The sequence below is a fragment of the Lactiplantibacillus sp. 7.2.4 genome, from assembly GCF_018991185.1.
Lineage (GTDB): Bacteria > Bacillota > Bacilli > Lactobacillales > Lactobacillaceae > Lactiplantibacillus > Lactiplantibacillus pentosus.
Genome location: NZ_JAGYGS010000007.1, coordinates 80676 through 100889, shown reverse-complemented (window position 1 = coordinate 100889; position 20214 = coordinate 80676). Strand labels below are relative to the sequence as shown.

14 protein-coding genes and 1 pseudogene are annotated in these 20214 nt (G+C 46.6%); 3 read left to right on the top strand and 12 right to left on the bottom strand.

Going from position 1 to position 20214, the window contains the following annotated elements; genetic code table 11:
• Positions 1–52: 52 nt before the first annotated feature.
• From KGF70_RS04115 to KGF70_RS04095, 5 genes are all read right to left on the bottom strand, one after another.
• The gene (locus KGF70_RS04115; protein WP_216767625.1) at positions 53–1315 is read right to left on the bottom strand and encodes a PTS galactitol transporter subunit IIC; all 1263 of its coding nucleotides are present in this window, start codon (positions 1313–1315) and stop codon (positions 53–55) included.
• Complete coding sequence (glpK, locus tag KGF70_RS04110; RefSeq protein ID WP_216767626.1) at positions 1312–2811, bottom strand: glycerol kinase; 1500 nt, start codon at positions 2809–2811, stop codon at positions 1312–1314. Before glpK ends, KGF70_RS04115 begins: the two co-directional genes overlap by 4 nt.
• A 93-nt stretch (positions 2812–2904) precedes the next feature.
• Positions 2905–3849, bottom strand: a complete 945-nt coding sequence (locus tag KGF70_RS04105; protein WP_105921772.1) for a transketolase family protein — start codon at positions 3847–3849, stop codon at positions 2905–2907.
• Complete coding sequence (locus KGF70_RS04100) at positions 3842–4672, bottom strand: transketolase (protein WP_105920373.1); 831 nt, start codon at positions 4670–4672, stop codon at positions 3842–3844. Before KGF70_RS04100 ends, KGF70_RS04105 begins: the two co-directional genes overlap by 8 nt.
• Positions 4673–4686: 14 nt before the next feature.
• Positions 4687–6114: an L-fucose/L-arabinose isomerase family protein gene (locus KGF70_RS04095; RefSeq protein WP_088770775.1), complete on the bottom strand. Its 1428-nt coding sequence runs from the start codon at positions 6112–6114 to the stop codon at positions 4687–4689.
• 128 nt (positions 6115–6242) lie between these two features.
• Between KGF70_RS04095 and KGF70_RS04090 the strand changes: the two genes are divergently transcribed.
• Positions 6243–7253 (top strand): LacI family DNA-binding transcriptional regulator, encoded by a 1011-nt coding sequence (locus tag KGF70_RS04090; protein WP_216767627.1) that lies wholly within the window; start codon positions 6243–6245, stop codon positions 7251–7253.
• Between the two features lie 66 nt (positions 7254–7319).
• Here KGF70_RS04090 and KGF70_RS04085 read toward each other — a convergent pair whose 3' ends face one another.
• The 4 genes from KGF70_RS04085 to KGF70_RS04070 form a co-directional block, all read right to left on the bottom strand.
• Positions 7320–8414, bottom strand: a complete 1095-nt coding sequence (locus KGF70_RS04085; protein WP_216767628.1) for a PTS transporter subunit IIC — start codon at positions 8412–8414, stop codon at positions 7320–7322.
• A gap of 1270 nt (positions 8415–9684) precedes the next feature.
• Positions 9685–11097, bottom strand: coding sequence for a subtype B tannase (locus KGF70_RS04080; RefSeq protein ID WP_216767629.1), 1413 nt, complete (start codon positions 11095–11097; stop codon positions 9685–9687).
• A gap of 324 nt (positions 11098–11421) precedes the next feature.
• The gene (locus KGF70_RS04075) at positions 11422–13266 is read right to left on the bottom strand and encodes a collagen binding domain-containing protein (RefSeq protein ID WP_216767630.1); all 1845 of its coding nucleotides are present in this window, start codon (positions 13264–13266) and stop codon (positions 11422–11424) included.
• Between the two features lie 136 nt (positions 13267–13402).
• A complete protein-coding gene (locus KGF70_RS04070) occupies positions 13403–14308 on the bottom strand; it encodes a DMT family transporter (protein WP_216767631.1) in 906 nt (301 codons plus the stop codon).
• Positions 14309–14500: 192 nt separating this feature from the next.
• Here KGF70_RS04070 and KGF70_RS04065 point away from each other — a divergent pair, with 192 nt between their 5' ends.
• Positions 14501–15202, top strand: a complete 702-nt coding sequence (locus KGF70_RS04065) for a hypothetical protein (protein ID WP_003639639.1) — start codon at positions 14501–14503, stop codon at positions 15200–15202.
• Between the two features lie 166 nt (positions 15203–15368).
• Here KGF70_RS04065 and KGF70_RS04060 read toward each other — a convergent pair whose 3' ends face one another.
• Positions 15369–16292: an amidohydrolase family protein gene (locus KGF70_RS04060; protein WP_105920367.1), complete on the bottom strand. Its 924-nt coding sequence runs from the start codon at positions 16290–16292 to the stop codon at positions 15369–15371.
• A 97-nt stretch (positions 16293–16389) separates the two neighbouring features.
• On the opposite strand from KGF70_RS04060, the gene KGF70_RS04055 reads away from it, so the two are divergent.
• Complete coding sequence (locus tag KGF70_RS04055) at positions 16390–17001, top strand: TetR/AcrR family transcriptional regulator (protein WP_050340169.1); 612 nt, start codon at positions 16390–16392, stop codon at positions 16999–17001.
• A 260-nt stretch (positions 17002–17261) separates the two neighbouring features.
• On the opposite strand, the pseudogene KGF70_RS04050 reads toward KGF70_RS04055, so the two are convergent.
• Positions 17262–18149, bottom strand: a pseudogene (locus tag KGF70_RS04050) (ROK family protein).
• A 291-nt stretch (positions 18150–18440) separates the two neighbouring features.
• A complete protein-coding gene (locus tag KGF70_RS04045; RefSeq protein WP_216767632.1) occupies positions 18441–20198 on the bottom strand; it encodes an ABC transporter ATP-binding protein in 1758 nt (585 codons plus the stop codon).
• Positions 20199–20214: the final 16 nt, after the last annotated feature.

Here is a 20214-nt window from a genome sequence, read left to right as displayed (position 1 = left end):
TTCAATTTCTCCTAACTAATTAACTGCAGCAACATTAATCGTTCGCCAGTTATCAAAAAACATGTCCTAATAATTGTGATAACTTAATTGCGAGCCAGCCCAACGGATTCGTCACCGCCGAATTCATACTAATAATTTCGGACGTTCCGGCGGGTACCGTTGCTCCGGTCATATGCGCTGCCGCGGTGTAAAACGAAGCGACGTCGGTCCCGATGTACAAAATCAACGCCATCATAATCGTTCCGGCAATAACCATCCGCAACAAATCCTTCTTGAGATAAGCGGCCATCATTGGCAAAATGAAAATAATTGACGACAAGTCCACCATCGGTAAAACACGGTTGCCGGGTAGAACAACGGCCAACAATAGCGTAATCGGAATGAGAATCAGTCCAGTCGCCATGACTGATGGATCACCAGCCATCAGAGCAACATCCATCCCAATGAAGATTTCCCTATCCGGATATTTGGCCTTCAGCATCTTTTCAACCGCATCACGAATAATCTTCAGGCCTTCCATCAAAATATCCACCATTTTAGGCAACAACAACATGGAGGCACTGACTTTAACCGCCAAATCCATGACTTTGGGGGCTGAAAATCCGGCTAGTACACCAATCAAGACGCCTAAAATAAAGCCAATAACTAATGGTTCTCCCAAAACACCAAACCGTTTGTTAATTTGGGCTGAACTTAATTTGACCTTATTTAGACCTGGAATCCGGTCAACGACCCAATTAACCAGCAACGCCAAGAGAATCCAAGGGCTGTTGCTGAGATGTGGAAATGAGAGCCCCGCCATATTGAACTGCTTCTGAATCGTTGGCCCAGTCCAATCCGCGACTTTTAACATCAGCACGAATAGTAGCAGCATAATCACGAAAGCAATGACAAAGCTACCTGAAGCAACATACATGACCGTCCCAACGACTAAGAAAATCCAATAATTAAAAATATCAATGTCCATCGTTTTGGTGAATTTGACTACGAACAATAAGATATTTAATAGTAGGAATACAAACACGGCTAAGGGCATGAGCGCTGAGCTCCAACCAATCTGTGGCACATTCGCCCAACCGGTATCCAACACGGTCAGGTGAACGCCAAATCGCTTTACCATTGCACTGGTTGCCGGTCCTAAATTATCAAGCAGCAAGTCGATCACCATGTTTAACCCGGTAAAACCGACGCCGACTAATAACGCGGCTTCAAAAGCCTTGCCAATCTTAACGCGAAATAGTAGGCCGATGACGAAAAAAATAATTGGCATTAAGACGGGTGCACCCAGTGAAATCACTGACTTCAAAACACTCATACCGTTGCCTCAACATTCCGCACCTGACAAACTTGCGCAATCGCTTGTCGCCATTGAGTTAATATAGCCTGTCTTCTGGTCGAATCCATCGAACGATGATATTCATGATAGCGCAGGACTGTATTAAGTTTTAAGTTGCCATAAACCGTTAACGCGCGCCCGGCGCAGTAAGCAACCCCAAACGCACTCAATTCTTCAATATCCGGGACGTCGACGATCACATCTGACATATCACTTTGAAATTGCATTAAATAGCCATTAGCCGTAACGCCGCCGTCCACTTTCAGAATTTGCGTCTTGATGCCGAGTTTCTCATCAATCGCTGTCAGAATATCATTGATTTGAAACGCGATCGAATTCAGCGCAGCTCTGACAACTTCCGGTCGCCCTGTGGTACGCGTCATCCCGGTTAACGTCGCCTTAGCTCTTGAATCCCAGTATGGTGCCCCAAGTCCCGAAAATGCGGGTACTAAACAAGTTTGATCCTCTGGGACTGCTTGGCGTGCCAATGATTCAGCTTGATTAGCCGAATCAATCAGCTTCAAGTCGTGTACCAGCCAACGAATGACGGCACCGACGTAATTAATATTGCCTTCTGCAACGTAGGTCATCCGCCCATTTATTTTCCAGCCAATCGAGGTCACAACGTCGTTAGATTGCACGGGTTGATCACCAATATTCATCATGACTGATGAACCCGTACCAATCGTGGCTTTCACGTCCCCCACGGATTCACAGCCTTGACCATACAAGGCCGCCTGAGAGTCGCCTAACATGCAGTGGATCGGTAATGGTTTCGGAAAAATGCCATCGAAATCCGTCTCACCAAACAGCGCATTCGACTGTTCAATCGATGCCAATGTGTCAATCGGGACGCCAAATGCGTCACACAACTGCTGATCCCACTGGACACTGTGAATATCTAGTAACTGCGTCCGCGACGCATTTGACGGTTCCGTCTTGAACTGTTTGCCATGGGTCAAGCGGTATAACAACCAACTATCCATCGTTCCCATGCACAAGTTATGCTGTTGTGCAGCGGATTTGACTGCCGGCACGTTTGACAGCATCCAAGATAGCTTGGCCGCCGTGAAATAAGGCGATAAGGTTAGCCCCGTCTTAGCTTTAACTTCTTCGGCTAAACCATCCTGCTGCAGCTGTTCTACGATATCGACAGCGCGATCATCCTGCCAGACAATTGCTTTAGTTAGCGATTTACCAGTGTCCTTTGCCCAAGCCGCGGCTGTTTCCCGTTGAACCGACAGCCCCACGCCAACGATTTCCTGCAATGGGACACCCGCATGTTGAACGAGATCATTCATCAGCAGAATCACGTTTTGATAGATTTCGTCCAGATCATGACTGACCCAGCCATCCTTATTAATCAATTGCGCATGACTTCGTGACTGCTTATAAACAATGTTCCCCAAATCATCAAATAATAACGCCTTAGTCCCCTGTGTACTTTGGTCAATGCCAATCACATAGTTACTCATTATTTTCACCAACCTTTTCATCTTACAAATAAGGACAGCTACCTGCTGAAATCCAGAAGCTGCCCTATTAATTCAATTCAAACTTGCTGCTATTTATTGATTTAAGTTCGCCATAATACGCTTAGTTAGATGCGCTTCATCCAGACCGTAATGCGCAAACACTTCAGCTTGGGTCCCCGCAATTGCCGGTTCATCTGGAAAACCAGCAATATCCACGCGAGTATCGCCACGAATAGCTAGCGCCTCAGCTACTGCCGAACCTAGGCCACCATAGATAGAATGTTCTTCAATCGTGGTAATTAAGTTGACTTGGTCAGCGACTTGATTGAGTAACGCGCGATCCAATGGTTTAACACTCACCAAATCGATTACTTTGGCTTGGACGCCTTGTTCTGCTAATTTGCGTGCAGTCCGCACCGCGATTTGAACGGTTTCGCCCGCTGCCACTAAGGCCACATCGTTACCATTATCCATCACGATATTGGCCTTGCCGGGGCCACGAAAGGCTTGTTGCTGGTTCTCATAAATGTCTGGTAACGCTTGCTTGCCAATCCGCACGTAAGCCGGGTGATCAGACTTCGCTAAATACTGCATCAACCCACGAGTTTGGTACTCGTCAGCGGGCATATAGACTTCCAAATTGGGTAATGCGCGGGTAATCGCTAGGTCTTGTAACGAATGATGGGTATTTCCCAACACACTATACGAATTACCACCTGAAATACCGATCAACTTAACGTTGGTATCCGAATAAGTGACATCAACTTTGACCTGTTCAATGCTCCGCATGGTTAAAAATGCCGCGGGTGAGAAGACAAATGGCCGTTTGCCACTATGGGCCAAACCGGCGCCGACCGTCACAGAATTCTGTTCCGCGATACCCATCTCAACCAGTTGATCAGGTAATTGCGTTGCAAATGGCGTTAGTGACGCTGAACCGCGGGAATCACTAGTCAGCGCTAAAATATTATGATCTTGATTAGCCGCAGTAATTAATTCATCGCAAATTACTGAACCGACTTTTGCACTCTTAGTCATTTTGTAACCTCCCAATTACCGCATCCAGTTCATCTAATCCTTGTTGATATTGGGCAGCAGTTGGAACTTTATGATGCCATTCTGCCCGATTTTCAGCGAAACTAATGCCACGGCCCTTAATCGTGTCAGCTAAAATCAGTTTTGGCCGCAGTGGCGTATTCGGTGTTTCCAATGCATCGACCAACTGTGCCATATCATTGCCATCAATTTCAATAACATCAAAGCCGAAAGCCCGATATTTATCCGCCAATGGTTCACTATTCATCACTTCAGCAGTCGGCCCACTGATTTGTAATCGATTGTGATCAATAATCGCCGTCAAATTGTCCAGTTTAAAACTACCCGCGGCCATTGCGGCTTCCCATACAGAACCCTCTGCTTGTTCACCGTCACCCATCAAGGTATAGACGTGATAATCCTGATGATCTAACTTAGCCGCCTTCGCAATACCGACACTTAGTCCGAGTCCATGGCCCAACGATCCCGTATTCAACTCAATACCGTTGACATGGTTGGTCGGATGGCCAATATATGGCGAATCATATTGAGAATAGGTCGCTAAATCGCTTTTCGGGAAATAGCCCCGGTCTGCCAACACGTTATATAAAACTTCAACCGCATGGCCTTTCGATTGAATATACCGATCTCGATTATCATCATTAAAAGTCTCCGGCGTCTGGTTCATGACCGCATAATATAACGCGACCAAAATGTCCGTACATGATAAATCCGAACCAGTATGACCAGTCTTGGCTTGATAAATCATTTGCCAGGTGGCGCGTCGGATTTGTGCCGCTTTCAGCTTAAGTTCATCAATTCTCAAATTAATCTGCTCCTTTACTTAACGATCGACTTAATATCACCGCGTAAGTATGCCTTGACATCATCTTCAATTGGATCGTAGAAGTCAGGTGTCACGCCAAGGTACTTGCAAGCTTCATATAGGACGGGTACAACATCCGCACGAACCGCTGCCATATGGTGAATGTATGGGCCGTAGACCAACTTGGTTTCAAAACGATTTAGGTTAGCGAATTGTAACCATACGTACGTCCCTTGTTCGTAAGGGCCTTCGCAGGACTTGGCATTACCTAGTAATAAATTGTATTGGCCATTATCGCCGTCAAACCGGCATAACGTGTACTCACCATCTTGGGCTTGAAGCGCAACTGAGCCAGGATAATCAAACACAAAATGTGATTTTGGCAATGATGGCTTGTTCTTAGCCGTTGAGAATGGGAAGACACCTAAATGTTGTAATAATTCACCATTTGGATTTTCTGGGTGGCGACAGTTGACATCCGCGAAGATCGCCTTTTGATCACCCATGGTTGCCGCTTCCACTAATAATTCAGAAATCACACCATGAATATCCGTTTCACAGGTCACTGGTGTGCCTTCATCTTGAAGTAAGGATTCAGAGGCATACGGTAAAATACCGATTTCGTCTTGGAGTGCCGTCCAACATTGAATCGCCCCCGCATTGCAGCCGTATTCCGTCATCTTATGTGATAACGCGACCTTCAACGCCGCCACCATATTTAAATCTTTGTCACTAATATCGATATCGGCGACTTGCTTTAAGGTCGCAATCGTGGTCTCAATCTCAGCTGAATGCTTAGCTTGTAAGTCATGAATTTCTTCAACTAGTTCAGTCATTGGAATTGGGGACAATGAAATATTGAATTTTTCTAGCAATTCCCCTTCGTTGACCATCGTCGACCAGAAATCAAACGGCCGTGGCCCAACTTGCAAGATGCGCGTATTTTTGAACGTCTTGACGATATTACATACTTTAATAAAATCATTAACACCGCGTTCAAATTCAGGATCATCGATGTCTACGTTAACTAAGTACGTAAAAGGAATCTGGAATCGGCGTAACACTTTACCGATTGCGAATAATCCACACTGCGTATCGCGCAGACGTGAGCCGTCCGCTGCTGGCGCTTCATCTTTCGGTCCCCACAGCAAGACTGGAACGTCCAATTTTTTGGCTAACCGGGCACATTCATATTCAGTTCCAAAGTTTTCATTGGCGAGAAACAGGCCATCAATTTTTTCGGCATTAAACTTAGCGGCAATTTTTTCCATGCCAGCGTCATCGTAGAGCAGTCCATCATCATTGACTTCCTTGATGTCAACATAATTGACACCCATTTTATCTAATTTATCCCGCGTTAAATTTGCGTATTCGATCGCAGCATCTGCAGAAAAAATGTTTCGCCGTGTGGGTGCAAATCCAAGCTTAATTGATTGTGTCATAATGAAACCTCCAATGTATTTGTCATCGCTTACAAATTCAATTCTAAAATGACCACTAAAATAGCTCAACCAAATTTGCTAGTTTTGCTTTAGTTAAGTATAATTTTAGTTACAAGGGAGATAATCAGATGGCGATTAAAATCAGTGACATTGCAAAAATGGCGGGAGTCTCAAAGGCATCCGTTTCATTGGCACTTAACGAAAAACCTGGTATCAGCGACCAGACCAGAACGAAAATCATTAAAATTGCGAAGGAACACGGTTACCAGCCACTGCGAAAAAAGCGGGCTGACATTACCAGTAACCTCGGCACCGTCACCTTTCTAGTCGTGACAACGAGCGGCGTGGTCAAGAGTAATTATCGGACACTGCCCTTCTTTAATTCGCTGATTTCGTGTCTATCCGCCGAGGTCGGCGCCCTTAATGGCAGTTTAAAAACGATCACGATCAACCAAGAGGAACTCAGCCAACGTATTGGCGAACTCAAAACGACCGCGACCAGCTTCTTAGTGCTCGGAACCGACCTCAATCAAGAAAATACTGAACTATTAAAGAAGCATCTCAAACACGTAGTTTTTCTCGACACCTACTTCGAAGATATCGATGCTGATTTTGTAACGATGGATAACTATCAGGGCGCAAAAATGGCAGGAAAGTACATCTTAAGTCAGGGCTATCGCGAAATCGGCTACTTTGCGTCAGATAAGATCATGTCCAACTTTGCTGAACGTAGACGCGGTTTTCGGGCCGCATTAAAAGAAGCCGGCGTCTCGATCAGTAACGATAACTTCTATTTCATTTCGCCCACAGAAACCAATCCGAACGGCCTCAATATGGATCGCTTCATGCACCACCAGTTACCACGTGCGATTTTTTGCGAAGACGACTATATCGCCTTGCGCCTGTTGAAGATTGCACGTCAGGCTAAGCTCAGTATTCCTAATCAACTCGCAATCATGGGATTTGACGATATTTACGAAGGCACTCTCGTTACCCCGGAGTTATCAACGGTGCATGTCCCAATTGAGCAAATTGCCCATCAAGCACTTCAGCAACTTTTAGATCAATTTCTCCATCCCCAACGGATGCCATTGAAAGTTTTGATTGCCACTCAAATCGTTGAAAGACAATCACTGTAAAAAAATAGCTCAACTAAACTTAAAGATAAGTTTAGTTGAGCTATTTTTTAGTCCGATACTAATTGTCTAAACCACTTCCAACTGGAGCTGCCGTGATTCGACCCACTTAGCAGCGACCAGTATCCGGTAGAGCACGATTGAAATGACGGCTGGCATGACCACACCAGTCAGGAGATAGACCATGAAACTGTTGAAGTTGGTGGAAGCCAAAGAAATCGGCGCAATCAACGAGTTTAAGCCTAGACCAGCTAACTTATAGCTGGTAGAAAAACGAAAGACGATCGTCGCCACCGGTGCGGAAATCACGGCCGCGACCATTGGTGGAATCGCTAAACGCGGGTTAACGATCAGATTAGGAAATTGGACCTTGGGCGTGATGATTCCCTGTGCAATGTTAGCACCGAGATTGTTTTGCCGAAATGACATGATCGTGAAGCCGACGAATTGTGCCGTCGTTCCAATCAAGGCTGCCCCTGACGAAACGGGATCCAACATGACCGCCACGGCTAGCGCAGCTGATGAGGCCGGGGTCATCAAGAATAAGGCCCAAGCTAACGAAACTGCCATCGACCCAATCAATGGGTTCACCTTCATTGACGTTGCAATGAACTTGCTCAACCACACCAAGGCCGGCGTCGTCACTGACGCTAAGCCTAAACCAACCACGGCACCGACAAAGGTTGCGGCCAATGGGACCAGCATCATATCGAGCGGCGTTTTTCCGGTTAAGTAATTACCGACCAAGACGGCTACTAATCCGGCAGCAACGGCCGAAATCGGTTGACCAGTCGTAAAAATCGAACTTTGCGCCGCTTGTGCCAAAGTATGGCCCGTCGCCGTCACCCCGTTCGTCGCTGATTGTGAAAAGAAGACGGCGTTCGCACCAATCGTCGACGAAATCATCGCACTAAACGTGACTAAGGTATTGCTATTGAGCATCGTCGCAATCGCAACGCCAAAGGCTGGCCCTAATAACACTTGCGCAATTGCACCCACTTGATATAACGCTGTCCAGTGAACAAAATTCGCCAACGACTGTAACAAGAGGCCAATTCCCAAACAAACTAAAATCGCATTAGAAACACCGTCTGAAACTTTATAAACGTAATCCATGGTACTCATCTTATGTGTCGCGGTATCCGCGTTAGTGGTTGCTTCCATATGTAATCCTCCTGCATTTTAATTAATAAGATTATGATTAGAGAAATGTGAGAATGGTTCTATTTAACCACGCGGCCTGAAAATTGTCAACGCCATTTTCATAATTTAGTCGCTCACTTTACTAAGGTCAACGTCCATTGGGTCTGAACGGCGACTTTAGTGCTTTGCAGCCAGCGCCGGGCGCCCTAAAACATACCCTTACGCGTTGTGCTAGTTATTCTTTAGCATTAAAGATGATTAAATCATGCTATTTTTTAGGTTCAAGTGCTACCAGCTGAGAACCGCTGGAAACGAAGCGAGTTAGCGTAAAGCTGTCGTGTTGTTCGTCCTACACCGGCTTCCAGGTATTTCTGACAACGCTGGAACGCGATGGACACAGATTTAAGCCGACAACCCACGTCTTAAATACTGGTCTTCCACTAACCAAGCACACATCGCTTGCTAAGTGGAATTTCATCGCTGAGCATTGTCAGAAACACCTTCCAGCCGGGGATGGTATTCGAAAGGCAGACATGGGCGGGCCCAACTTTTTGTTGGATTAGTCGTTGGTTCCTTGGTACACTGACATTTTGATATTCAACTGACATGCTGGTTTCTAACGTTTGCTAAACTTTCTTAGCCATGATTTAACTTTTTGAATCAGCAGCCTCACGAAACCTGTCAGAATTTTCTCTACTCGTTTGAGATGAGAAAGTCTCGAATTCTAAACGACGCAATTTCATCAACTCATTTCAAAACTAATTGCCATTGAAGCTAGTGAGCAATATTCAACCGATCTTCTCAGTACTCAAATGCCATAAAATATTACCGTTTCTAATTAAAAGTTTGCTCGAATGACCAGTCACCTAATAATCAGTGGTCAATTGTACCTAGATAGGTGGTCGTTAATCCGCCATTCGAGCAGGTTCCCAACTGTAGGGGCTGGCTGACAATGCTCAAGGGCGAAATTCTTCTTGTCCGGGCGGGTTTCCCGGGCTAGAAGAAGACTCGTATTTGAAATTGCGCGGTGGGTTTCTGCGTGAGTTCAAATCGATGTCCGCCCTGTTCCAGCGTTGTCAGCCGGCCCCGGAAGTCGGAATAAGGCGCACATCGGCTGACGAACAGGAATCCACCAACTGGCACGATTTAATCATAATTCATGACAAATTAACTAGAACCATGCGTATCACCACAGAATAAATCAAAAGACTCGCAATTTTGCAATTGCGAGTCTTCCGATTCAAATTATTGTCCATAAAGCGATGAAGTTAGTAGCTACGCTGAATCAGTACTACTGGCACAGTCCATCCATCCAGGCAAACAGTTCACTCAAGTCATAATCGCCACTGTGTGGAATGTCCCATGGTAGGGCGAAGTCCACGTCTCGTCCTTGGTTCTGCAACACTGTCGCCAGAATGATTGGAATTGCAAAGCTGGTATCGCGGTCAGCAGCGCCATGACGAATTCGCCAGTGTTGCGCAATCTTGGCTGACTGCTTGCCGGTGAGGTAGGTCAACGGATTGACCGCTTCAACGAGCTCAGTCTCGGCTAACTGTGCTGGGACCGTCGTGTGTTCCTGTGAGAATGACGTAAAATGGCGATTCAGCACAGTAGCATCACCAAATAGTCGGTTTTCAAGGCTTCCTAAATCAAGCTGGTCAAATGCGGGCACAGCCTTCATCCGCGTCAGCGAAGTCAAATAGGCCTTCAGATCTAATCCAGTTACTTTGCCGTTAGTCACGGTAAAACCAGCGTATTTATGAATATCAACGCCTTTGTCGAGCGCTGATTGAGCTGAATCCGTCAATAATTGGACGAGATAATTCTGAAAAGTCCCAGTTCCATCAGGCGACACTGTCAACGCCTGGCCATTTGCATCGTGTAACTGTAGCCCATTGAGATAGTCACAGAATTGACGCTTGAGGTCCGCTGATAACGATTGGTCATTTGCTGACAAAGTCCCAGTGATTGATTCAAATTTTGGCCGACCATTTTTCATTGAACCGGCAACTGGTTGGCTGCGATTCCAGTCATTGATGCCATTAAATTGCCATTCATAAGCCATATCGGCGTGTTCCAAGTTGTGAATTGGACAATAGGCCGAGACCGCAAAAATATCGTCAGTGGCGGGAGCGGCACCCAAGGACGTTAAAGCGCCTTCAAAAAGCTTTGCATTACCACTAGCACCCATCAATGCTGAGGTTGCCCCACCGGCACTCGTCCCGTTGGTAATGATTCGTTCCACGTTACCAGGTAATCGTGCCTGATTATACTTGACATACCGAACAGCGGCCTTCATATCAACGATAAACGCGGGTGCTTGACCAACTCGTTGGCCCGATTCATTGACGGTTGTATGGCCGCGCAGTCCGGCTGCAATGACAACATAGCCCCGTTTCAAGGCTTGTTTGATAGTGGCTGCATTATTCGGCCACTGCGTCCTAGTCGGATCATCGGCTGGACCCGGAAAATACCCACCAACTGTATTCGGCATGAAAATCGGTGCCGTATCGCGCGTATAGCCATTAACCGTCCCGCCGTTCTCATAAGCCGCTGGCACAAACACGTTGAGTCGCTGAATTGCCGCAACTGGGTGTTGTACATACTGAATATCATGAGCCGCAAGATAGTTAATTGTTTTGCCGTCCAGCTGAATTTGTTCAGGCGTCAACCAATCAGAATCAAAAATCAAAGTCTCCGTCATTCCTGTACCTCCGTTTCTATTTATGGTCACTGTAAAACAACACTCCAAGTAAAATCAATTCATTTTTAGCAATCTATTATGCGGATTAAGAATAACGGTGCGATTCACATTATGTCAAGGCATCAGTACGTCGTAGATTGCGCTTGTCCAGATTGCTGTGCACCCTAGCTAGGCTGGCACCGGCGGTTAAAAGCTAGGACTACCCACGGATCCATGACCACATTGAACCCGAAAATGCTGCCAAAAAAACGATTCTCCTGGTTAGGAAAATCGTTTTAGCACCCAAATGAGCTGATTTATATCGTATTTATTTTCAACTTAATATTAAGCAAACCAGTGCCGAATCAACGCACCGCCGCCAACCGTCAAGACGCCTAGTAAAATCCCCACTGAACGCAAGGCTTGACTATCCGTTTTTGCTTCGTTCGTTTGTGGTAACTTAGCGGGTTGTGATGGTGTCGATGGCGTTAACGCATCACCTTGTGACACCGTCGAAGCCGCGCTGGACTTCTTGGTTGCTGGCGCTGAAGTTTGATTACTCTCATTCTGGTTTTCAGTCGTCGTGTTCGCAGGTGAGCTGGTAAAGACACTCGAAGTTGAATCCGTTAACTTGTCAGACGAATTCGTCCCGCTCGACTGATTAGCGTCATAATTCAAATCAAAACCGGCGTCAACATCAACGGTCCCAGTATCTTCGTCAATGTCCGGGTAGACATCGGTATTATCCGTTGGGTCTTCAATGTCCCCGGTTTGATTGCCATTGTTATCGGGCTGAGACATACTGTCAGAGCTTTCCGAACTGGAGTTAACATTGCTACTAGAAGTAGCCGATGAGCTGCTAGAACTCGATGAAGCGCTCGAACTGGAATCCACCGAACTAGAGCTATCGACACTTGAGGAACTGTCTGAACTAGAATCTACTGAACTAGAGCTGTCGACACTCGACGAACTGTCTGAACTGGAGTCCACTGAACTAGAGCTGTCAACACTCGATGAACTGTCTGAACTAGAATCTACTGAACTAGAGCTGTCAACGCTCGACGAACTGTCTGAACTGGAGTCCACTGAGCTAGAGCTGTCAACACTCGATGAACTGTCTGAGCTGGAATCTACTGAACTGGAGCTATCGACACTTGATGAAGAATCAGAACTAGAATCTACTGAACTAGAACTATCCGCACTCGACGAATTGTTCGAACTCGAGCTGGCATCACCAGTCCCACTACCATCGTTGACGGTCTTGTCGTAGACCTTACCATTCGCTTCTTCACTATTCTTAGTGCCGGACGTGCCGCCACCCCATTCCATGATGGCTTTATTCTTAAAATGATAATTTTCATCAATCAGTGACGTATCCGTGATTTTAGTATAGTAATCAATCACGACCAGGTTGCTGACGGTGTCATTGAACTTCAAATCAAAACCGTTTTCGTGATAGTTGACTTGATAAGCATCTTCGCTAACTTTATCGCGTCGTTTGTAACTATTGGCACTCGACCATTCGCCATTATAAACTTCGACGCCTTCAATCAGCTGTTGATGATCACCGATCGTATCCGCAATCGATAAGTTTTTCATGGTGATTTCACGACGGTCGACCAACAACGTCCATTTGATTAAGCCATTTTCCTTGTCCATCGTACCTTTTTTCGACATATTGGCCTCGTTAGCGACCATATTAATCACTGAGGTCTCTGGGCCATTTTGGGTTTCAAACACGACGTCTTGTTCACCTAAGTCATCATAGCGATATTTCATCCCCAGATTGACGTCGATTTTGACATTCGTCTTGCCTTCAATCGCAGCATTCATGGTCAAGACGGTCTTGCCATCTGCACCGACGACCCCGGTCCCAATCACTTCGCCGGTTTCAGCATCCGTGACATCAAACGTGGCGCCAACGGTCTTGGGTTCCAGGTTGGCTGGCATATCAATCGTGATGGTGTCGCCCGCTTTAAAGGAGGTATCCCCAAAGCTCATTTGATAGCGAATCTGAATCGTATCCGCATGTTTGAAATCCGGACCATTAATGACCGATGCCGCAGTTGTGTAATCTTTCGCAAGATAATTCGTCGCGGCTTGCGCAACAGTCGTGTGGCCAAAACCTAGTAAGATTACAAAACTTACTAGACCAAGTAGCCAGTACAGTCCCCGTTTACTCAACTTCATAACTAAAAAATCCCCCTATTCCCATATTTTTCTACAACGAAAAGTATATGCTAGCAAGGGGGATTTTCAATAGAATTTGTGAATAAAACGATTAATTCGTTCATTTTTCTTAAGTGGCCTAATTTCCAGAGCAATTTCACTTCGGCACAAACGGATTGGCGCGGGATGCGGCAAATTGCAAAAAGGTGACGCCCACGATCAATAATGCCCCGATAAGGCCGACCCAATTAAAGCTCACATGTAAGAATAAGACGCTTAAGATGGTTGCGGAAAGTGGTTCGATTGCTCCGAGGACGCTCGCAGTCGTGGGTAAAATAAACTCGAGACTTTGCAGGAAGAACAAGTAGGCGAGCATCGTCCCAAAAATCACGACAAACCCGACTTGTCCCCACGCGGTCCAGGTCAGCTCCGGTGCGTGCCGCCATGCACCCGTCCCAACGAGCACGAAGGCCCCACCAATCAACATCGACCAGCCGACGATCGGCATCGCCCCGTAGCCAGTCAGTAAACGCTGTGGCATCAACGTATACACAGTCGCGCCCACCGCTGCCAGCACGCCCCAGACGATTGCGACGACTGGCAAGGCTAACGAATGTAATTGTCCCTCCGTCACGATTAGAAACGTCCCGATTATCGCTGAAATCACGGAGATCACATCGACCTTGCTGGGCGCTTGCCAGGTCGTAACGGTCACGTACACGATGATCATGACCGGCGACAGAAATTGTAAAATCGCGGCCATCGCCGCGTTTCCCGTGCTAATCGCCATAAAATAGGTCAGTTGCACCCCAGCCATCCCAAACAAACTAAATAAAATCAGCTTGAGCGTCGCCTTTGGATGGTGAAAAACGGCCATTACTGGCAAATGGCGACTCACACCATAACCAATCAGTAACGTGCCGGACACCAGCATCCGCACAGCCACCAACCATAATGGCGAAATCGCGGTCGTATCAAATAAATGTTGCGCGACCGTCCCCGAACTGCCCCACAGGAATGGCCCGGCACTGGCTAAAATTAACCCTACTGTTTTCTTCTGCATCAAAATTCGCTCCTCCAACTACCTTACCTACAGTCTAACAACTGCCCCTGAACTTGCCAATGACCATTTTGACATGGGTTTGATTACTCACTTAACTAATGTCAGCACTGGGACTGACGCGTAAATATTAATTTCGTAATTGACAGCCTATTAGTGGTAAGCTAATCTAATAACGGGGTATGGAGGTGTCGAATGAAACATCAAAAATTAGTCTACTGGTTAGTTGGAATCTTCGCCGTCGTCTTTATTGGTGGCGCGTTAATTATTCCAACACCAACGATCAAACAACAAGTCGTCAGCATCGGTAACGCGATTACGGGGAACACCAAAACTAAAGGTGCCACGCATGCCGTTTCCGACAGTGCACTTGGCGAAAAATATCAACTCTCAACTAGTGAAATTCATGCATTACGCAAACTTAAAGTGACGGGTATCGGTGATTCAATCATGGTGCGAACCACTTCAGATTTGAAACAAATCTTCGGTAGTTTTAACGTCAACGCCAAAGTTGGGCGCCAAGTCTCCGCAGCACCAGCCGTCATCAGCCAGCTCAAGTCCGACAACGCGATTCATAAGAACGTGTTGGTCAACCTTGGAACCAATGGCCCGACTAGCGCTGAAGAAATTGACAGCATCATCGAACAAATCGGTTCCAATCACCAGATCTACTGGGTCAACACCCGGGTTCCTGGCAAAGATTGGCAAGATGACAACAACCAGTTAATCGCGGCAGCCGCCAAAAAGTACAGCAACGTCCACCTGGTCGACTGGCTGTACGTCGCTCAAGATAACGACAACTGGTTCGTCAAAGACAATCTACATCCAAATAGCCTCGGTGAACGTGAATACACCGCTACGGTCGGTCAGACGATGGCCAAGACTGCGGAACCTTAACCCGTTTTCCATTCTTAATTAAGGTTAAGTGTTCGTCATGATTCACGTCATCGTTCCGGACGATTGCTATCCACTTACACCAGCAAAATCCCAGTACGCTAACGATTCTCATCAGCGTACTGGGATTTTGATTTTGAGGACTGTCCAGCAGTCATCTGAGCACTACTTATCTCGTTAATAAGCGATGCGCGTTATCGTAAAAAATTTGTTGTTTCTGTTCATTGGTAATGAGATCAGTTGTTTCTAGAGCATGCCCCAACTGACTTGAACCAGCTAACGGCGTGTATGGAATGTCACTGCCATATAGTAGGTGATCGGGTTGGGCCAGACTCATTAACGTTGGCAACTGACGCGGTAAGACTGCCCCAGCGACGTCATAATAAACATGGTGCATTACGTCGTAAACGTCAACTTGATAAACCTGTTTCGCATATTGTGCGATTCGATCATCAACAATTCCTAGAAATGCCCCAGCATGCGGTATAATCACTTTAATATTCGGATACTTCTCAAAGAAATGATACTTCAGCATATTAATAAAGGTCATTGTTGTATCCATAAAGAACCCGAGTAGCGGTACTGGCAAATCAATATCGACATTTTTAGGCAAGATGGCTGGTTCATTCGGATGCAACGCAACGATTGCCTGGCGTGCATCTAACTCCTGGTAAACACGTTCCAAGACCGGCGATCCAAAGTAAAGACCACGTGAATTAGTTGGCACAGTGACACCCAAAGCGCCATCTTGATCTAATGCCTGCTGTACGGTTTTAACCGTATCTAGTTCGTACGGAATTGGCAAACTTGCCAAGTAACCTAATTGAGTGGGATACTGTTGGGTCAAACTTTTTCCTTCATCATTCGCTGCTTCAACCAAACGTAGCGTTTCTGCCTTGTCACCAAAGTTAACGTGTGGCGAAGATAATGATAGAATCGAGTAACTAATATCATTATCCGCCATAAAATCAAGGGTGATCTGGGGCGTCCACTTCGGAGTGGGCCACCCATCAGGATCACCTGGAATATGCCGTTTGAGTGCTTCAACGTAACTTGTTGGTAAATAGTGTGTATGGAAATCAATTTTTGACATTATCTGCACCTCGCTTTTAGAATAACCTTAGTCTAAGGCCAAACAGGTGGATTGAAAATGTACAATCACAGCCAAATTGACTATTTACAGGAGGTCCATGATGACAGCTGATTATCCCCTTGCCGTTCAAAAAATGTTTTCAACCGTCCCCAAACTACTCACAACAACCCCTATCTTCAAACTGACCGTTACCATGGTCGTTAAGGCAGCGAAAGTCAGTCGTGGTAGCTTTTATAGTCACTTTCAAGATATTTATGACTTTATTCACGCCTTCGAAGACGCTCTAATTAAACAAGCCACGGTCTCCCAACAAGTACTTGACCAAGGAATCCAAGCTGCATTAGTTCATCCTGACCCACGTAATGCTTACCCAACCTACTTAGAACTTACAACCAATATCAATGCCCAATTAACTAGCTTTCAGGCATTGCTTGGTCCCAATGGCGATCCACAGTTTCTTGATCAGTTTCAAGCCGGTCTTATCGATAACCTGCTAGCTACCACTGAACAGGCACCATTAAATCATCAATATTTTCAATCAATTCCCGCTGATTATGCAATGCCAATCTACTTCAGTGGTGTGCTGGCAATCATTCGGCACTGGCTGACTAAGGACCATCCTGAAACACCGGAAGTCGTCGCCAACATTATTGTTCAGAGTCGTTACACTGCGGCTTACAATTTGTTTTCTGATCGCCCACTTGAATAGGTTTCTTCAACTAAACGACTAAAACAAGCGACTCGTAATTTTAATGCGAGTCGCTTGTCTTTTATCTATGTCAGCAGCTGCGATAATCTAAATATTGTTCAGATTATCGCAGTTCAATACCACATGTGTCTTGTCTACAACGCCGGTATCCCCCGACTCGTATCGTCACCACTAAACAGTCAATTTCGGATTCATCTGCTCGATGTTAACACACTAGTTTGCCAGCGTCATAAAACATCAATTGTCATGGTCACGTCTCATTAGTCAGTCAGTTCCGGGTACGTCTGCCCAAAATCAACAGCCGCTCCCCGTAAATTAGCCGCATCCGTATACTGGCACGCAACGACCTTAGGTTTAATGGAAGCAATCTTAACCGTTGCCCGCAATTTTTCGATTTCAGCATCAATCGCTGGCAATAAATGCGGATTATTCGAGACCGCCCCGCCCATGACGATTAACTCTGGGTCAAAACTATACTACAAATTATAGATTGCCCGGGCTAACGCTTTGATCATGACCTGAACTTCTGCTTGTGCAGCGGTATCACCCTGGGCGGCGAGTTCAAAGACCGCCTGCCCGTCTAATTGAGGCTGGTCCGGATGTGCAGCGTTGTAGCGGTTTGCGACAGAAACGGCAGTCCCCACCTCACTCAAAATCTGGTGGTCATTCAGTAAGGTAAACCCGAATTCGCCACCAAATAAATGGGCCCCATGCCAAATCTGATGATTAACGATGACCGACCCACCGACCCCGGTCCCAACAATTAAAAAGCAGAGACTGGCGACGTCCTTGCCCGCACCGTCTGCGAGTTCTGCTAGAGCCGCACAGTTGGCGTCGTTTTCCATACTGACTGGTAAGCCAAAGCGCCGTTGTAATTCCGGCTGAATCTCAAAATTGTGGATATAAGGGAGGGCGCTTGCGCCTTCAATCACACCCGTGGCCTTGTTGACGGCCCCGGGCGAACTGATGCCCACCCCGCCGATTTGATAATCCGCCTTCATCTGAGCGACCTGGCTGGTGAGCACTTCATAAAATTCAGCTAACGTGGTTGGCGTGGCCACCTTGGTTTTCGCCACCAATTGCTGATCCTGCCATACCGCAAACTTAATGGTCGTTCCACCAATATCAATAACACCTAATGCTCGCATCCGTTCATCATTCCTTTTCAAATAATCTTGTTATCTTAATGATAGCGCTTCACCAGTTAAATGTATATGCATTTATCACGATGCAGGCTGCTCGTTAATTTGCCATATTTATTGCGCCATAATAACTTGCACAGCAGATCGTTATCGCTAAGTCAGCATATCAGCGACATACTAATTATCAGTAATTTTATGTCGTCGCGACAACAATCGCAAGGCTAACTAATAACCGTTGTAACCTGAAAACCGTGACCCACTTAGCGTTTCACGCCAAATGGATCACGGTTATCAAAATTATTCTTTGAATTGAATCTTGACGTAATCACGATATAACGGGACGTTGGCCATTAATTCCTGATGAGTCCCGGAACCGCTGACGTGGCCGTCTTCGATGAAGTAAATCTGGTCGGCATCAACAATCGTACTCAACCGGTGGGCAATCACCAGCGTGGTACGACCCTTCATCAATTCACCCAGTGCTTGTTGCACCATCGCTTCTGACTCTGAATCCAAGCTCGCCGTCGCTTCATCCAACATCAAAATCTTGGGGTCCCGTAAGAACGCCCGCGCAATTGCCAGTCGTTGCCGTTGTCCGCCACTGACTTTAACGCCGCGTTCACCGACTTGGGTATCAAGCCCATCCGCCATCGCACTGACGAAATCTGCCGCTGAAGCCAACGTCAAGGCCCGCCAGAGTTCAGCATCAGAATAGTCACGATCCGCGCCATACGTCAGATTTTGACGAATCGTACCAGCCATAATGGCCGAATCCTGACTGACGTAGCCAATCTGTGACCGCCAGCTATTAATGCTGAGGTCCTCAATATCTTGATTGCCAATCCGAATCTGCCCGGCAGTTGGTTGATAATAACGTTCAAGTAAGCTGAAAATCGTTGACTTACCGCCACCAGAAGGCCCGGCAAACGCCACGACGGTATTGGGTTGCGCTTCAAAGCTCACGTCATGCAAGATTTGTTTATCTTCATCATAAGCAAAATCAACATGGTCCATCGCTAACGTTTCGTTGGCAACTGAATGGGTGTCACCAGTGGTCAATTGTTCTTCAGGTTCAGCGAGTAATTCTCGAATACGGGCAGTTGACCCACTCGCCTTGGCTAAGGTCGTGAAGAATTGTCCGAGCGTACCAGCGGGACCGATAATTTGGAACAAGTACATTAGAAAGGACACTAAGGTTCCCATCGTCATCGTGCCACTGGCGACGCGCGCCGATGCATACAGTAGCACGCCCACGAATAGTGCCATCATCGTCGCCGTCATGACTGGACCAGAAATCGAGTCATACACTGCTTCGCGTAACCCAATCCGATAAAGGGTTTTGATTTGACCAGCACCAGTCGTCGTTTCCACTGGTTCCGCATTCGATGATTTGACCAGTCGAATTTCACTCAACGTTTCTTCCGCCGTGCCACTAAATCCCGCGAGTGCGTCTTGCCGCTCATGCCCAATCTTGCCAGTTTGGCGCATAATCGGAAACATCACTAATAAAACGATTGGAATCGCCAAGACCATGATCACAGTCATCTTCCAGTCCATCAAAACCATGATGGCGATGGCGCCGACTAACTGCATCAAGGACGTCACCATCTGTGGGAAGGCATTGGCGAGCAAGTCCTTGATCTGCGTCGAATCGTTTACGAGCCGCGAGGTCATCTCGCCCGTCTTGACGTTATCAAAGTAGCGGACTGGTAGCCGCACTAATTTATGCCACAGTGTGCCACGTAAATTCGCCACGACATTTTCACCAAAGACACCGAGCAGTGTGCCTGATAACGCACTGATGACGGCGCTAATGAGGAACAGTGCAATCACACCGATTAGCAGTGACTGATTGACACCATGACTAAACCCGTTGATGAGTGTCTGGGCAAACTTGGGCACCATCAATTGCGCACCCGTCGCCAATAGTCCCAATCCGAGGCCTAGCCATAGTTGCCAGTAACGAGGACTGGTATGCCGAATTAATTGTAAAAACTGTTTTAAATCAAACTTCTGACCCGCCTGACGCGAGTATGCCGTTTGTGATCGTTCCATTTCACTTATGCCTCGT

Bases quoted from the DNA above. Each gene is read 5' to 3' on its own strand.
- KGF70_RS04075 (WP_216767630.1), bottom strand. From the start codon at position 13,266: ATGAAGTTGAGTAAACGGGGACTGTACTGGCTACTTGGTCTAGTAAGT.
- KGF70_RS04080 (WP_216767629.1), bottom strand. From the start codon at position 11,097: ATGACGGAGACTTTGATTTTTGATTCTGATTGGTTGACGCCTGAACAA.
- KGF70_RS04045 (WP_216767632.1), bottom strand. From the start codon at position 20,198: ATGGAACGATCACAAACGGCATACTCGCGTCAGGCGGGTCAGAAGTTT.
- KGF70_RS04090 (WP_216767627.1), top strand. From the start codon at position 6,243: ATGGCGATTAAAATCAGTGACATTGCAAAAATGGCGGGAGTCTCAAAG.
- KGF70_RS04065 (WP_003639639.1), top strand. From the start codon at position 14,501: ATGAAACATCAAAAATTAGTCTACTGGTTAGTTGGAATCTTCGCCGTC.
- KGF70_RS04115 (WP_216767625.1), bottom strand. From the start codon at position 1,315: ATGAGTGTTTTGAAGTCAGTGATTTCACTGGGTGCACCCGTCTTAATG.
- KGF70_RS04055 (WP_050340169.1), top strand. From the start codon at position 16,390: ATGATGACAGCTGATTATCCCCTTGCCGTTCAAAAAATGTTTTCAACC.
- KGF70_RS04070 (WP_216767631.1), bottom strand. From the start codon at position 14,308: ATGCAGAAGAAAACAGTAGGGTTAATTTTAGCCAGTGCCGGGCCATTC.
- KGF70_RS04105 (WP_105921772.1), bottom strand. From the start codon at position 3,849: ATGACTAAGAGTGCAAAAGTCGGTTCAGTAATTTGCGATGAATTAATT.
- KGF70_RS04085 (WP_216767628.1), bottom strand. From the start codon at position 8,414: ATGGAAGCAACCACTAACGCGGATACCGCGACACATAAGATGAGTACC.
- glpK (WP_216767626.1), bottom strand. From the start codon at position 2,811: ATGAGTAACTATGTGATTGGCATTGACCAAAGTACACAGGGGACTAAG.
- KGF70_RS04095 (WP_088770775.1), bottom strand. From the start codon at position 6,114: ATGACACAATCAATTAAGCTTGGATTTGCACCCACACGGCGAAACATT.
- KGF70_RS04060 (WP_105920367.1), bottom strand. From the start codon at position 16,292: ATGTCAAAAATTGATTTCCATACACACTATTTACCAACAAGTTACGTT.